12 protein-coding genes are annotated in these 13,795 nt (G+C 66.3%); 9 read left to right on the top strand and 3 right to left on the bottom strand.

Features of this window, described 5'->3' with window-relative positions; all coding sequences use genetic code 11:
- Positions 1 to 58: 58 nt before the first annotated feature.
- From AC0Z35_RS22640 to AC0Z35_RS22610, 7 genes are all read left to right on the top strand, one after another.
- Complete coding sequence (locus tag AC0Z35_RS22640) at positions 59 to 520, top strand: DUF4019 domain-containing protein (protein WP_485132970.1); 462 nt, start codon at positions 59 to 61, stop codon at positions 518 to 520.
- 114 nt (positions 521 to 634) lie between these two features.
- Positions 635 to 1,651: a ubiquinone anaerobic biosynthesis protein UbiU gene (gene ubiU, locus AC0Z35_RS22635; protein WP_120155901.1), complete on the top strand. Its 1,017-nt coding sequence runs from the start codon at positions 635 to 637 to the stop codon at positions 1,649 to 1,651.
- Positions 1,648 to 2,541 carry a U32 family peptidase gene (locus AC0Z35_RS22630; protein WP_046806744.1) on the top strand — a complete coding sequence of 298 codons (894 nt, stop codon included), beginning with the start codon at positions 1,648 to 1,650 and terminating at the stop codon, positions 2,539 to 2,541. The genes ubiU and AC0Z35_RS22630 overlap by 4 nt, the downstream gene beginning before the upstream one ends.
- On the top strand, positions 2,538 to 2,957 hold the full coding sequence (gene ubiT / locus AC0Z35_RS22625; RefSeq protein ID WP_485132971.1) for a ubiquinone anaerobic biosynthesis accessory factor UbiT: 420 nt from the start codon (positions 2,538 to 2,540) through the stop codon (positions 2,955 to 2,957). The genes AC0Z35_RS22630 and ubiT overlap by 4 nt, the downstream gene beginning before the upstream one ends.
- A gap of 154 nt (positions 2,958 to 3,111) precedes the next feature.
- Positions 3,112 to 4,461, top strand: coding sequence for an MFS transporter (locus AC0Z35_RS22620; protein ID WP_046806718.1), 1,350 nt, complete (start codon positions 3,112 to 3,114; stop codon positions 4,459 to 4,461).
- Positions 4,458 to 5,477 (top strand): histone deacetylase family protein, encoded by a 1,020-nt coding sequence (locus tag AC0Z35_RS22615; protein ID WP_104145799.1) that lies wholly within the window; start codon positions 4,458 to 4,460, stop codon positions 5,475 to 5,477. The genes AC0Z35_RS22620 and AC0Z35_RS22615 overlap by 4 nt, the downstream gene beginning before the upstream one ends.
- Positions 5,478 to 5,544: 67 nt before the next feature.
- Entirely contained in the window at positions 5,545 to 6,516 is a 972-nt protein-coding gene (locus AC0Z35_RS22610) for a LysR family transcriptional regulator (RefSeq protein ID WP_104145800.1), read from the top strand.
- Positions 6,517 to 6,562: 46 nt separating this feature from the next.
- On the opposite strand, the gene AC0Z35_RS22605 is transcribed toward AC0Z35_RS22610, so the two are convergent.
- Positions 6,563 to 9,037, bottom strand: a complete 2,475-nt coding sequence (locus tag AC0Z35_RS22605) for an ABC transporter permease subunit (RefSeq protein ID WP_485132972.1) — start codon at positions 9,035 to 9,037, stop codon at positions 6,563 to 6,565.
- A gap of 63 nt (positions 9,038 to 9,100) precedes the next feature.
- Positions 9,101 to 10,120: an amino acid ABC transporter substrate-binding protein gene (locus AC0Z35_RS22600; RefSeq protein ID WP_120155895.1), complete on the bottom strand. Its 1,020-nt coding sequence runs from the start codon at positions 10,118 to 10,120 to the stop codon at positions 9,101 to 9,103.
- Between the two features lie 169 nt (positions 10,121 to 10,289).
- On the opposite strand from AC0Z35_RS22600, the gene AC0Z35_RS22595 reads away from it, so the two are divergent.
- Together AC0Z35_RS22595 and AC0Z35_RS22590 are read left to right on the top strand one after the other, a co-directional pair.
- A complete protein-coding gene (locus tag AC0Z35_RS22595) occupies positions 10,290 to 11,429 on the top strand; it encodes an aminotransferase class V-fold PLP-dependent enzyme (protein WP_485132973.1) in 1,140 nt (379 codons plus the stop codon).
- A gap of 38 nt (positions 11,430 to 11,467) precedes the next feature.
- Positions 11,468 to 12,763, top strand: a complete 1,296-nt coding sequence (locus tag AC0Z35_RS22590) for an O-acetylhomoserine aminocarboxypropyltransferase/cysteine synthase family protein (RefSeq protein ID WP_046806723.1) — start codon at positions 11,468 to 11,470, stop codon at positions 12,761 to 12,763.
- Here the strand turns inward: AC0Z35_RS22590 and AC0Z35_RS22585 are convergent.
- On the bottom strand, positions 12,760 to 13,710 hold the full coding sequence (locus AC0Z35_RS22585; RefSeq protein ID WP_485132974.1) for an AraC family transcriptional regulator: 951 nt from the start codon (positions 13,708 to 13,710) through the stop codon (positions 12,760 to 12,762). The two genes, AC0Z35_RS22590 and AC0Z35_RS22585, sit on opposite strands and share 4 nt — an antisense overlap.
- Positions 13,711 to 13,795: the final 85 nt, after the last annotated feature.

Here is a 13,795-nt window from a genome sequence, read left to right as displayed (position 1 = left end):
GGTGGGCTTGTGCAGTGCTTGTGCCAATGCGGTGTTTATCTTTTCACAGTGAGGACTTATGCAAAAACAAACTCTGATTTCTCGCGCCTTGCGCGTCGGCCTCTTCAGCGGCGCCCTGTTGCTGGCGGCGCCGGCGCTGGCGGCCGATCCGTCGCTGGACAGCGCGGTGACGGCGGCCCAGCAATGGGCGTCGATGTCGGATAGCGGCGCCACGGACAAGATGTGGAGCGCCAGCAGCGACATCATGAAAAAGCGCGTGGACAAGCAGGGCTGGTCCGAATACCTGAGCCAGCTGCGCAATGAAGTCGGCCGCCACACGAAGCGCGAGTGGCTACAGGTGGTGCGCGTGTCCGACCCGGCCGACCTGCCGCAAGGGCAATACGTGAACGTGATTTTTTCCACCAAGTTCCTCAACATGCCCGCCACCGAAACCGTATCGATGGTGGCGGGCAAGAACCGCTGGATACCGATGGGCTACGTGGTGCGCAAGATTGCACCGGATGGGCAAGCGCCGATGTAAGCCGGCGGCGCGCGCGGGGCGGCGCCTCGGGGATGCGCCCCGGGGCCTGCCCAGCCGGGCCAAGTTTGATTTGCGACAAGGCCCGCGTGCGCGCCGGACTCTAGACTGCCGGGCATGGAAACCTCTTCCCATCCCCTGGAACTGGTGGCGCCGGCCGGTAGCCTTGCGGCGCTGACCGCCGCATTGGATGCCGGCGCCGATACCGTCTATCTCGGCCTGCGCAACGCCACCAACGCCCGCAACTTCGCCGGGCTGAATTTCTCTGAAAACGACATACGCCTCGGCGTCGAGCTTGCGCATCGGCGCGGACGCCAGGTGCTGTTCGCCATCAACACCTTTGTGCAGGCGGGCAGGGCGGCCGAGTGGCACGCGGCGGTGGATGCCGCGCACGCCTTGGGCGCGGACGCCGTCATCATGGCCGACCCAGGCCTGTTGGCCTATGCCAGTGATCGCTACCCCGACCTGCGCCTGCACCTGTCAGTGCAAGGGTCGGCCACGCACGCCGACGCCATCGAACTGATGAAGGAACAATTCGGCATCCGCCGCGTGGTGTTGCCGCGCGTGCTGACCTTGTCGGAGGTGGCGCGCATCTGCGCCAACGTCAGCGTCGAAGTCGAAGTGTTCGGCTTTGGCAGCCTGTGCGTGATGGCCGAGGGCCGCTGCCTGCTGTCGTCGTACGCCACTGGCGACTCCCCCAACAACAAGGGCGTGTGCTCGCCCGCCCACGCAGTGCGCTGGGTGGAAGCGAACGGCCGCATGGACGCACGCTTGTCGGGCATTTTGATCGACCGCTACGAACCCGGCGAACCGGCTGCGTACCCCACGCTGTGCAAGGGGCGGTTTCAAGTTGATGGCCGCGACGATCATGCGCTGGAAGAACCCACCAGCCTGAACGCCATCGGCCTGTTGCCGCGCCTGGCGCAGATGGGGGTGCGCGCCATCAAGATCGAGGGCCGCCAACGTAGCCCGGCCTATGTGGCGCAGGTGGTCGCCACACTGCGCGCCGCGCTGGACAGCGCGCAGGCCGACCCCGCGCGCTTTGCCCCGCTGGCCAAGTGGAACGCCTTGCTGGCGCGCCACGCGGAAGGATCCCAAGTCACACAAGGCGCATTTGAACGGCCATGGAAATGAACCCCAAGCAATATCAAATATCTGTCGGGCCGCTGCTGTACTACTGGACTCGGCGCGACACGCTGGACTTCTACGCCGCCTTGGCCGACGGCCCGGCTGACATTCTTTATGTGGGCGAAACCGTCTGTAGCCGCCGCCATGAATTGCGCGCCGACGACTGGCGCGACCTGGCGCACGACCTCCGCGCCGCAGGCAAGACGGTGGTGCTGTCGGGCCGCACCTTGATCGAGACGGGGGCGGAAGCCAGCGCCTTGAAGAAGCTGTGCGCGCAGGACGACTTCATGATCGAAGCGGGCGAGCTGGGCGCGGTGCGGCATCTGGCCGGGCGACCTTTTGTGGCGGGGCCGCACGTGAACGCGTATCACGGCGGCACGCTGCAATGGCTGGCGCAGCAGGGCGCCATGCGTTTTGTGGCGCCGCTGGAGATGGACGGCGAAACGTTGGCGCGGCTGCTGCAAGAGCGGCCCGTCGGGCTGGCCGCCGAAACGCTGGTGTGGGGTCGCATGGCGCTGGCGTTCTCGGCGCGCTGCTTTACCGCGCGGCATTTTCGCTTGAAGAAAGACGAGTGTGGCTTTCGCTGCATTGAGCATCCCGATGGCCTGGACATGCGCACGCGTGAATCGCGTGAATTTCTCAGCATCAACGGCATCCAGGTGCAGTCCGCCGCGTGCCTGGATCTGCTGGCGCAGGCCAGCGAGCTGGCGCGGATGGGCGTCGACGTCTTGCGCGTCAATCCGCAGTCGGCCGGCACGCACGAGGCCATTGCCGCGCTGGATGCCATACGCCATGGCCAACCCGCGGGCACGGTGCTGCCACCGGCCGGCATGGGGCGATGCAACGGCTATTACCACGGCCGCTCGGGCATCGAACTGCTGGAGGCCACGGCATGACGGCGCCCGCGCACATTCCGGCCTTTCTGGCGGCGTTGGGGCGCCGCGTGCCGGCGCCGCTGGCGTCGTTGCACATGGCGGCGGGGCTGGAACTGGCGCGTCGCGTCAAGTGGCTGGCGCCACCCGCCGAACTGGACGGCCGTACTTTTGCCATCACCATCGACGACCTGGGCGTGCGTGCCGGCTTCTCGGTGCAAGGCGGCGCATTCCGCCCGGCCTGGACCCGCGCGCCGGCCGACCTGGAGCTGGGCGCGGTTTTGGCGGACCTGATCGGCATGGCGCGCGGCGACACCGATGCCGATACCCTGTTCTTTCAACGGCGCCTGCGGATATCCGGGGATACCGAACTAGGGTTGATCGTGAAGAACTGGCTGGACGCCGCACCGCGCCCGGCCTGGGTGCGGGCAGCAATATAAGGTCTTGGGCGGGCCTGAAAACCCGCTAAAACTAGGGGTTTCCACTCATTAGGCAAAGTAATTCAGAGGATAAGAAATAAGAATTTTTCTTATGGCGGGGCCGGGGCTATAACGATTGCCTGATAGACCTCAACCTACGTAAGAGAGATAAGCCATGAGGGGAAATTCCGTGACGGGCCACCAACCGGTGCGCGCGTCGACCGCCGCTTTTGTCGGCACCATGATCGAGTGGTACGACTTCTACATCTACGCCACTGCTGCCGCGCTGGTGTTCGGCAAGTTGTTCTTTCCGTCCGCGTCGGGCTTTTACGGCACCTTGGCCGCGTTCGGCACTTTTGCCGTGGGCTTTTTCGCGCGGCCGCTGGGCGGCGCCATCTTCGGCCACATCGGCGACAAGATCGGCCGCAAGAAATCCCTGGTGATCACCTTGGTGATGATGGGCTCGGTCACGGTGCTGATCGGCCTGTTGCCCACACACGCGTCCATCGGCGTCTGGGCGCCCGTGCTGTTGATCCTGCTGCGCATCGTGCAGGGCATTGCCGTGGGCGGTGAATGGGGCGGCGCGGTGCTGATGGCGGGCGAACATTCGCCGGACAAAAGCAAGCGCACGTTCTTTGCATCGTTTGCGCAGCTGGGCAGCCCGGCCGGCCTGATCTTGTCGATGCTGATGTTCAAGCTGGTCACCGGGCTGGATGACGAGGCGTTTCTCAGCTGGGGCTGGCGCGTGCCGTTCCTGTTCTCGGCCGTGTTGCTGGTGGTGGGGTTCGTGATCCGCCTGAGCGTGAACGAATCGCCCGACTTCGTGGCCGAGCAGGCCGCACAAGCCACGCGCGCCAAGTCCGCCGCCCTGGCCGGCGCCAAGCCCGCGCAGGCGCCGCTGGCACAGGTGCTGCGCGGCGCACCGGGGCTGCTGGCGCTGGCCGTGGGCGCCAATGTGCTGGGCATTGCCGGCTTCTATTTCACGAACACGTTCATGATTGCCTACACCACGCAGTACGTGGGCCTGAACCGAGCGGTGATTCTGGACTGCCTGCTGGTGGTGTCGATCATGCAGTTCTTCATCACGCCGCTGTCGGCCTACATTGCCAGCCGCGTGGGCAACCTGCGCTTTCTGGGCGCCATGGCGTTTGCGTCGATCTTCACGCCCTACGCGATGTTCAACCTGGTCGACCAGGGCTCGCTTACCAGTATTACGCTGGGGGTCGGCGTGGCGGTACTCTTCATGGGCGCCTACTACGCCGTTATCGCCGGCTACGTCAGCGACAGCTTTCCCACCCGCATCCGCTACACCGGTATTTCGATGGCATATCAGTTGTCGGGCGCCATCTTCGGTGGCTTGACGCCGCTGCTGGGTACGGTGCTGGCCGAGAATTTCAAGGGCCAGTGGTGGCCGCTGGCGCTGTTGTTCTCGGCGATTTCGTTGCTTTCCCTGGTTTCCGTCCTGCTGCTGGGCACTGTCGGCCAGCGCACCCAGAATTTTCAACTCAAGGATCAGCAAGCATGAAGGCATTTTTTCACGACGACCAGAAGCTGCATCATCCCCAGACCTATTTTTCACGCGGCAAGATGCGCACGCCGCAAGAAGTGCCGGCCCGTCTGGACGGCCTGGTGCAGGCGGCGCAGAAGCTGGGCTTTGACGTGCAGGCGCCGGCCGATCATGGCGCGGGCGCGCTGGCGGCGGTGCATTCGCTGGACTACCTGCGTTTTCTGCAAGACGCGCATGCCGACTGGATGAAGCTGCCGGGCGACTGGGGCGGCGAAGTGGTCTCGAACGTGTTCGTGCGTGAACCCAACGCCTTGCGTGGCGTGCTGGCCAAGGCCGGGCGTTACCTGGCGGACGGCAGCTGCCCCGTGGGCCCGCACACCTGGCAGTCGGCCTATTGGGCGGCGCAGTGCGCGGTGGCCGGCGCCGAAGCCTTGCTGGCCGGCGACCCGCACGCCTACGCCATCTGCCGCCCGCCGGGCCACCATGCGCGGCGCGATGCGGCGGGTGGCTTTTGCTACCTGAACAACGCGGCCATCGCGGCGCAGCGGCTGACGTCGAAGTTTCCCCGCGTGGCCATCCTGGACACCGACATGCACCACGGGCAAGGCATCCAGGAAATCTTCTACGAACGCAACGACGTGTTGTACGTGTCGATTCACGGCGATCCTGAAAACTTCTACCCGGTGGTCGCGGGCTTTGAAGACGAGCGTGGCGCGGGCGCGGGCTACGGCTACAACATCAACCTGCCCATGCCGCACGGCTCCAGCGAAGCCGTGTTCTTTGACCGGCTGGCGCAGGCACGCCGCGCCATCGAGCTGTTCCAGCCGGACGCGCTGGTGCTGTCGCTGGGTTTCGACATTTTCGAGAAAGACCCGCAGGCCATGGTCAGCGTCACGGAAGACGGTTTCGAGCGCTTGGGCGGCGAGGTCGGCGCGCTGCGCCTGCCCACGCTGATCGTGCAGGAAGGCGGCTACTATATCGACGGATTGGAATCCAACGCGTCGCGCTTCTTCGCGGGGCTGACCGGCGTCTGAAACACGGGGCATCGGCGGGGCCGGCGTGGATTCCACCCGGCCTTTTTTTCGCCCTTGACCCCACGCCATGCCCCAGCCGCCCGTTCGCACTGTTCCGTCACAACCGCTTGCCCCCGAACGCATGGACTGGAACCTGCTGCGTACCTTCATGTTTGTCGTGCAAGAGCGCGGCGTGGGTCGCGCGGCGCAAGCGCTGCACCTGAGCCAGCCGGCCGTCAGCCAGGCGCTGAAGCGGCTTGAAGATGCAGTGGGTGGGCTGCTGCTGCACCGGCGCAACGGCGAATTCCGTCTGACCGGCCTGGGCGATGAAATCTACGCCATTGCCCGCGACATGTACGGCACGATGGCGCGCATTGAAAACGCCACCACCCAGGACCGCGCCGAAATTGCCGGTACGCTGCGGCTGCTGGTCATGAGCAAGGTGCAAAGCCCGGCCTACGACGATTTCCTGGCGCAGTTTCACCGGCGCTATCCCAAGATTGAATTCCACGTGGATGTGCTGCCCAGCGCCGCCATCCTGGACGCCCTGGCCAAGCGCGTGCCGGCCCTGGGCATCTGCCTGTGCCGCAAACCGGTTGACGCGCTGGAGCGGCGGCTGTTTCTGCGCCACCATTACGCGGTCGTCTGCGGCCGTCATCATCCGCTGTTCTCCAAGCCGCGCGTCAGCCTTGAAGACCTGATGGACCAGAACTTCGTGTGCTTCGCCAGCGACCAGATCGGCGATACGCTATCGCCCTTGACGATCTTTCGCGATCAGCAGGGGTTTACCGGTCGCATCGTGGGCACCTCGCCCAATATCGAAGAGATACGCCGCATGGTGGTGGCCGGCATCGGCCTGAGTTTCCTGCCGGAACATTTGATACGCCAGGATGTGATGAGCGGTGACCTGCGACGGCTGCCGCCCGCGGAGTCGGTGGCCGAGATCGATGTGTTCCTGACCTGGCACAAGCAACGCAAGCTGAGCACGGTGGAAGTCGCGTACCTGAGCGCCTTCGACCGTTTCCTGAACCGCATCCCGCTGGATTCGCGCGCGGGGTGATGGCGCCGGGCCGCGGCGCGCCTGCCAAGCGCGGCTACCGAAGGCGCTAACCCGCGCGCGTTTCCATGCGCCGGGCCACGCGTGACAGCGCCAGGCTGGCGCCGAAATACAGCAGCGCCACCGCCAGGTAGACCTCAACGTGATAGGGCCGCCAGTCGGTGCCCGCGACCACCGCCTTGGCCGCGCCCAATACGTCGAAGACGCCGATGATGCTGACCAGCGAGGTGTCTTTTACCGCGCCCACGAACACGCCCAAGGCGGCCGGCGCGGCGATGCGGCGGGCTTGTGGCCAGATCACCGTGGCATAGGCCGTGAACGGCCGCATGCCCAGCGCGCGCGCCGCCATCATCTGGCCGGGCGGAATCGCTTGCAGTGCGCCGCGCAGCACCTCGGCCAACAGACACGCCGTATGCAGGGTCAGCGCGGCCAACGCCATGCTGAACTTGGACACGTTGCCGCCTAACAGCATGGGCAACACGAACGAGGCGAACAATAGTTGGGTCACCAGCGGCACGCCGCGCACCGCTTCGATCAGGCCGGCTGCCGCCATCGACCCGACCCGGCTGCCGGACCGGCGCAGCAGCGCCAGCGCAAAGGCCAGCGGCACGGCGGCGGCCAGCGCGGCAATGGCCAGAATCAACGTGACCAGCAAGCCGCCCCAGCGTTGCGGCCCGATTGGCGCGCCGCCCCAGGGCCACCCGGACAAGGCGGAAACGGCGATGGCCAGCAGCGTCAGAAGTAATACAGGCAGCAGTGCCGGCTGGAACTTCGGTGGCAGCTTGGGTAGCAGCTTGGGCAGAAACTTCGGCAGCCACTTCGGCGGCAACTTCGGCAGCAACGCCGGCAGCGAACCTGGCGTCCGCCTCGGCTGCAACGCGGCGAGCGAGCCCAGCGGGTGCCCCGGCACCGACCCGGCCCGGCGCGGGCGCGCGGCCGGGCCGCCTGCGCCCAGCGTCAGCGCGATGCCTGCGACCAGTGCCGCGCAGGCGACCAGCGCGGCGCTCCGGTCGCCCGGAGCCATCGTGCCAAAGACCAGCAGCGGCAGGTTTTGGCCCACGGCCGCCCAGCATGCGCCGGCGGCGCGCGCGCAGGCTTCGGGCTCGCCATGCCATACCGCGCCCAGCACGGCCCAGTCCAGCAACGCCCACGCCGCCATCGCAAGCGCAAGTGTGATTGCCACCGTCATGGCAAGCCGGAATCCGGCGACCAATGCCGCCGTGTTTGCCGAGGCGTACGTCGCCCTTGTTGCCAAGGTCAATGGCGCGGTGATTGCCGATGCCAAGGCTTGCCGTGTTGCTGGCGCCGTCAGCCCGTTCAGCGCGACCTGGCCAAGCTTGCCGCGCCTGCGTCGGTGGCCGTCCGTGGCGTTCCAGCGGGGTCGGTCACCCAGGCGCGGCCCGTGCGTGTCGCCCGGACCATGCCGTGCGTGGCGCGCATTCCAGGCCGACAGGCCGCCGCCCACCAGCAGCGCCAGGCTCAGGTAAATGGCCAGCGCCAGCGCAATGCCTTCCAGCGCCAGCCCCGTCTGCGTGATGGCGGTGTTGATGACGGCCATCAGTTCCTGGTAGCCGATGGCAATGGCCAAGGTGCTGTTCTTGATCAGCGCCAGGCATTGGTTGGCGTAAGGCGGCAGCGCCACCCGCACGGCATAGGGCGCAATCACCCGCTGCATCACGGCGCGCGGCGTCAAGCCCATGGCCTGGCCGGCTTCCACCAGCCCCAGCGGCACCGCGCGCACGGCGGCGCGCACGATGTCGGCGATGTAGGCGGCGTGAAAGACCACCAGCCCGATCAGCAGCGCCACGAACTCGATGCTGGGTTGCCAGCCGCCATGCAGCCCCAAGCCACGCTTGACCGGCAAGTCAATCTGCACGGCGGGCAGCAACGCCCAAGCGAACAGGACGGCGGCGGCCAAGGCCGCATACACCGCGCGCGGGCAGGCGCGGCGTCGCGCCCAGGCGGCCAGCGCCAACGCGGCCATCACCACGGCGGCATACGGCAAGCAGCCATGCAAGGCGGGCAGGGCCAAGCCCCGATTGGACAGCAATACGGATGGCAACGGCGACCAGGCTTGCCGGGCATCCGGCAGCCGCAACAGCACCCCATACCAGACGAACAATTGCAGTAACACCGGCGTGTTGCGCAGCGGGGCGATGATGGCGGCTGCGGCGCGCGCCGCCAAGGCGTTTGCCGATAGCCGCATCAAGCCCAGCGCGATGCCCAGCAACGTCGCGAGCGCAATCGCCAGGACGGCCACTGTCAGCGTGTTGACCAGGCCCGCCGCGATCGACATCCAGTAAGGATCGTCAGGCGTGACGCTCAACAGGCTTTCCGAAATGCGAAAGCCCGACGGCTGAAGCAGGAAGCCGAATCCGCCTTGCACCCCGCGCGCGGCCTGTACGCCTTCGATGTGCGCCAGCAACACGGCGGCCATGCCGCCCAGCACCAGCGTCCATGCCAGCGTGGGCAGCCAGCGGCGCAGGAAGCCGGGCGGCGCAAAGGGAAGTGTGGTTGCAGTCATTGAAGTCTTGCCCATGCAAAAGGCGGGCCGGTGGCCCGCCCGCCGCGTTCAATCGTTAGCGCTTCACTGGAATGGCGGCGAATACAGCAGGCCGCCCTTGTTCCATTGTGCATTCAGGCCACGGTCCAGTTTCAGCGGGGTGTTGGCGCCCAGGTTGCGGTCCCACACTTCGCCGTAATTGCCCACGGCCTTGATGGCGTTCTTGGCCCAGCTTTCGTCCAGGCCGAAGCTTTTGCCGATGCCCGGGTCCACGCCCAGCAGGCGGCGTACCTGTGCGTCGGTGCTTTGCGATTGGGCGTCGGCATTGGCCGACGTCACCCCCAGCTCTTCGGCGGCCACCAGCGCGTTGACCGTCCACCGCACAATGGCGGCCCAGTTGGGATCGTCCTGCCGAACGAAGGGGCCAAGCGGCGACTTGTTGATGCGTTCGGGCAGGATGACGAAGTCGTCCGGCTTGGCGGCGCGCGCCGCGCGGCTGGCGGCCAGCGTGGACGCGTCCGACAGGTACACGTCGCAGCGGCCGGCGTAGAAGGCCTGTTCCAGTTCGACCAGGTTTTCAATCACCACGGGCCGATACGTCAGCTTGTTCTTCTTGAAGTAGTCGACCAGGTTCTGTTCATTGACGGTGCCCGGCTGCACGCAGACCTGCGCGCCTTCAAGCTCGGTGGCGCTTTTGACGCCCAGCTTGCGCGGCACCAGAAAACCCTGGCCGTCGTAGAACACGATGCCGGCCGACGCAATGCCCAGGCCCGCGTCACGGCTGGACGTGATGGTGGTGTTGCGGTTCAGTACGTCGATTTCGCCGGACTGTAGCGCGGGAAAGCGCTGCTGCGAACTCAAGGGCACGAAGCGGGTTTTGTTCGCGTCGCCAAGCACGGCGGCGGCCAGCGCGCGGCACAGGTCGGCGTCCAGGCCGGTCCAGCGGCCGTCCTTGTTCGCAATCGACAAGCCGGCCGACCCTTGGCTGACGCCGCAAACCAGTTCGCCGCGCTTCTTGATGGTATCGACGGTGCCTGCCTGCGCCACGCCCGCGGCCAGCGCCACCGCCACGCCCGCCGTCTTCCAGAATTGAATCAATCGCATGCCGTTCCCGTATCGTATGTATGCAAGAAAGGCATGAATTCTAGGGGCGCGCCCGCGATATCCGAGCGACTGTATCGTCATATCAATATAAGAACTAAGCCTTATCCAGATGTGCATCGGGTCCCTAGAATTCGGCCATACCAAGTTGCAATCCACAGGAAGGCCGCGCATGAGCTGGCAGGACGAATTCAGGCAGTTATTTCCCATCACGCGTGACAAGGCCTACGCCAACATCGCCTACACCAGCCCGCTGTCGCCCAAGGTGGCCGATGCGGTGGCACAGTTTTTTGAGGGCATCACCCATGCCCGCATTGACAAGCCGCAATGGCTGCGCGATGCCGATGCGTTGCGCGTGCGCCTGGCACGTCTGATCGGCGGCGACGCCCGGCGGCTGGCCTTCACCAAGAACACCACCGAAGGCTTGAACACCGTGGCGCAGGGCCTGCCCTGGCAACCCGGCGACAACCTGATCGTGGATGATCAGGAACATCCCACCAATGCCTTGCCGTGGTTGAACCTGCGCCGCCACGGCGTGCAGGTGCGCGTGGCGGCGGCGACGTCGCATCGCTATACGGTGGACGATTTATGGCAGCACGTGGATGCGCGCACCCGTCTGATCGCGGTGTCATGGGTGCAGTACGGCACCGGCCTGCGTACCGACATTGCCGAGCTGGGCCGCCGCTGCGCGCAGCACGGCATCTGGCTGGTGGTCGATGGCATCCAGGGGGCAGGGCTGCTGCGCGCGCGGGTAGACGAATGGCAGGTGGACGCCTTCGCCAGCGGCGCGCACAAGGGCATGCTGGGTCCGCTGGGCGTGGGCCTCTTGCATGTGTCGGAAAAATTGCTGGACGCGCTGGACCCGCTTTACGTGGGGCCATCGGGCGTCACCACCTTGGACAAGTCGGGCCTGCAATGGCAGGTGGGCGTGGCGGACGCGGGCGACGCGCGCCGTCTGGAAACCGGCAACCTCAACTACCCGGGCATCGCGGGTTGGGCGGGCGCGCTGGATCTGATCGAAGGCGCCGGCCCGGATCGCATCGAACCCTGGGTGCTGGAACTGTCGCACGCCTTGCACGACGGCTTGCGGGCGCAGGGGGTGGCCGTGGTATCGCCGTCCGACCCCGAATTGCGCAGCACCACAACAGCGTTGCGCGTGGCCGACCCGGCCGCCGCGCTGGCGCATTTGACGCGCGCCGGTGTGGTGGCCAGCGTGGTGGAGTATGGTTACGTGCGCTTGTCCGTCGGCGCCTATAACAATCACGCGGACATCGACCGTATCCTGAGCGCCACGCGCGCCCTGGCGGCCTGATCCGCCATATCGAATCAACGACATTCCTGGAGAGACACATGACTGAACCGAAGAAGCCCAACTGGCGCCTGGAAACCGTGGCCGTGCATGGCGGCTACCGCCCCGACCCGACCACGCGCGCCGTCGCCGTGCCCATCTATCAAACCGTTGCCTACGCGTTCGATGACACGCAGCATGGCGCCGACCTGTTCGACCTGAAGGTGCCGGGCAACATCTATACCCGCATCATGAACCCCACGACCGACGTGCTGGAGCAGCGCGTGGCGGCCCTGGAAGGCGGCATTGCCGCGCTGGCGCTGGCCTCGGGCCAGTCGGCCGTGACCTATGCCATCCTGACCATCGCGGAAGCGGGCGACAACATCATTTCGTCCAGCACGCTGTATGGCGGCACCTACAACCTGTTCGCGCACACGCTGCCGCAATACGGCATCACCACGCGCTTTGCCAACCCCAGCGACCTGGCCGCCTTCGAAGCGCAAATCGATGACCGCACCAAGGCCATCTTCGCGGAATCGGTCGGCAACCCGCTGGGCAACATCACCGATATCGCCGCGCTGGCCGACGTCGCGCACCGCCATGGCCTGCCGCTGATCGTGGACAACACCGTGCCGTCGCCATACCTGCTGCGCCCCATCGAGCACGGCGCCGACATCGTGGTGCAATCGCTGACCAAGTACCTGGGCGGCCACGGCACCAGCCTGGGCGGCGCCATCATTGATTCCGGCAAATTCCCGTGGGCCGAGCACAAGGCGCGCTTCAAGCGCCTGAACGAACCGGACGTGAGCTACCACGGCGTGGTCTACACCGAAGCATTCGGGCCGGCCGCCTACATCGGCCGCGCGCGCGTCGTGCCGCTGCGCAACACGGGCGCGGCGATCTCGCCGTTCAACTCGTTCCAGATTCTGCAAGGCATCGAAACGCTGGCGCTGCGCGTGGACCGTATCGTTGAAAACGCGGTCAAGGTGGCGAACTTCCTGCGTGAACATCCGAAGGTGGAATGGGTGAACTACGCGGGCCTGCCGGACCACCCCGACCACGCGCTGGCGCAGAAGTACCTGGGCGGCAAGGTGCCGGGCCTGTTCACCTTCGGCGTGAAGGGCGGCCGCGACGCGGGCGCGCGCTTCCAGGACGCGCTGCAACTGTTCACGCGCCTGGTCAACATCGGTGATTCCAAGTCGCTGGCGACCCACCCGGCATCCACCACGCACCGGCAGCTGAATCCCGAAGAGCTGCAAAAGGCAGGCGTGCGCGAAGAAACGGTGCGCTTGTCCATCGGCATCGAACACATCGACGACCTGATCGCCGATCTGGAACAAGCGTTGGCGCAGGTTTAAGCGCCGCCCGGCGGACGCTTGCGCAGGGCCGAGGGCGCGACGCCCTCGGTGCGCAGAAACACCCGGCTGAACGCCGCCTGCGATTGATAGCCCACGCGCTCGGCCGCATCCTGTATGCCCACGCCCTGGCTCAGATACCGGCGCGCCACGCGCATGCGCAGCAATTGCAGCAGCTGCGCGGGCGTGGTGCCGCTTTGCAGCGTGAAGCGTCGGTGGAACGTGGCCTTGGACATATGCAGGCGGTCGGCCATGTCCTGCATGCTCCAGGGCGCGGCGGGCTGCGCCAGGATGGCTTGCAGCAGGCTGGCCATGGCGGGGTCGCGCGCCAGCACGAACAGCCCGTAGGCCTGACGATCATGCACGGCCAGATGGCGCAGCATGAAGAAGATCAGCAGGTCGGTCAGCCGTTCCAGCACCACGGGCGAGCCGCCCGGCGTGGGCGCGGTATCGGCGGTTTCGGCCAGGATCAGGTCGAACACGCCGCGCGCCGTGCGAAAGCGCTCGTCCTGGGCGCGCAGCACCAGGTAGTCGGGCAGGGTGTCGGCCAACAGGTCGGCCAGCCCCGGCCGGAATTGGAAAAAGCCGCAGGCCAGGCCCGTGCCATCGGCCTGCCGCGGCAGCAGCGGCTCCATGGCGCGGCACAGCGCGGTGCCGGGCGCCGCGGCATCAAGCGGCGTCAGCGCATGCGGAATATCCCGCAGGAAAAATATGCCGTCGCCGGCGGCAAGCGTCAGCGTGTCGAGCTCGGCGCCCTGGCCGTCATGCAGTGCAACGCGGCATTGGCCGTGAAGAATCAGATGAAAGCTGGCGCGCGCGCGGCCGCTGGTGCTAGCGGACCAATTGCCGCAATACTGGCCCAGGTGATACAAGCTGGATTGCACTTCCAGGCTGGACAGAAGCAGCGCGTCGACGGCGGCTTGATCGGTAGGGGAGGCGTCGTTGGGCAAGGTCGGCAGGCGTGGCGGTGGCGAAGGTGGGGGCGGAGCTTGGGGGCGGTGCTGGTGACGGTAACTCGCAACTGATCTGGTCCAG

It is taken from the genome of Achromobacter sp. 1L-A-4-B-C2, assembly GCF_057291955.1.
Note: the sequence above shows the minus strand (reverse complement) of the source record. Positions and strands in the feature narration are given on the sequence as shown.

Bases quoted from the DNA above. Each gene is read 5' to 3' on its own strand.
- AC0Z35_RS22610 (WP_104145800.1), top strand. From the start codon at position 5,545: ATGCCCCAGCCGCCCGTTCGCACTGTTCCGTCACAACCGCTTGCCCCC.
- AC0Z35_RS22595 (WP_485132973.1), top strand. From the start codon at position 10,290: ATGAGCTGGCAGGACGAATTCAGGCAGTTATTTCCCATCACGCGTGAC.
- ubiU (WP_120155901.1), top strand. From the start codon at position 635: ATGGAAACCTCTTCCCATCCCCTGGAACTGGTGGCGCCGGCCGGTAGC.
- AC0Z35_RS22630 (WP_046806744.1), top strand. From the start codon at position 1,648: ATGAACCCCAAGCAATATCAAATATCTGTCGGGCCGCTGCTGTACTAC.
- AC0Z35_RS22620 (WP_046806718.1), top strand. From the start codon at position 3,112: ATGAGGGGAAATTCCGTGACGGGCCACCAACCGGTGCGCGCGTCGACC.
- AC0Z35_RS22605 (WP_485132972.1), bottom strand. From the start codon at position 9,037: ATGACTGCAACCACACTTCCCTTTGCGCCGCCCGGCTTCCTGCGCCGC.
- AC0Z35_RS22615 (WP_104145799.1), top strand. From the start codon at position 4,458: ATGAAGGCATTTTTTCACGACGACCAGAAGCTGCATCATCCCCAGACC.
- AC0Z35_RS22600 (WP_120155895.1), bottom strand. From the start codon at position 10,120: ATGCGATTGATTCAATTCTGGAAGACGGCGGGCGTGGCGGTGGCGCTG.
- AC0Z35_RS22590 (WP_046806723.1), top strand. From the start codon at position 11,468: ATGACTGAACCGAAGAAGCCCAACTGGCGCCTGGAAACCGTGGCCGTG.
- ubiT (WP_485132971.1), top strand. From the start codon at position 2,538: ATGACGGCGCCCGCGCACATTCCGGCCTTTCTGGCGGCGTTGGGGCGC.
- AC0Z35_RS22640 (WP_485132970.1), top strand. From the start codon at position 59: ATGCAAAAACAAACTCTGATTTCTCGCGCCTTGCGCGTCGGCCTCTTC.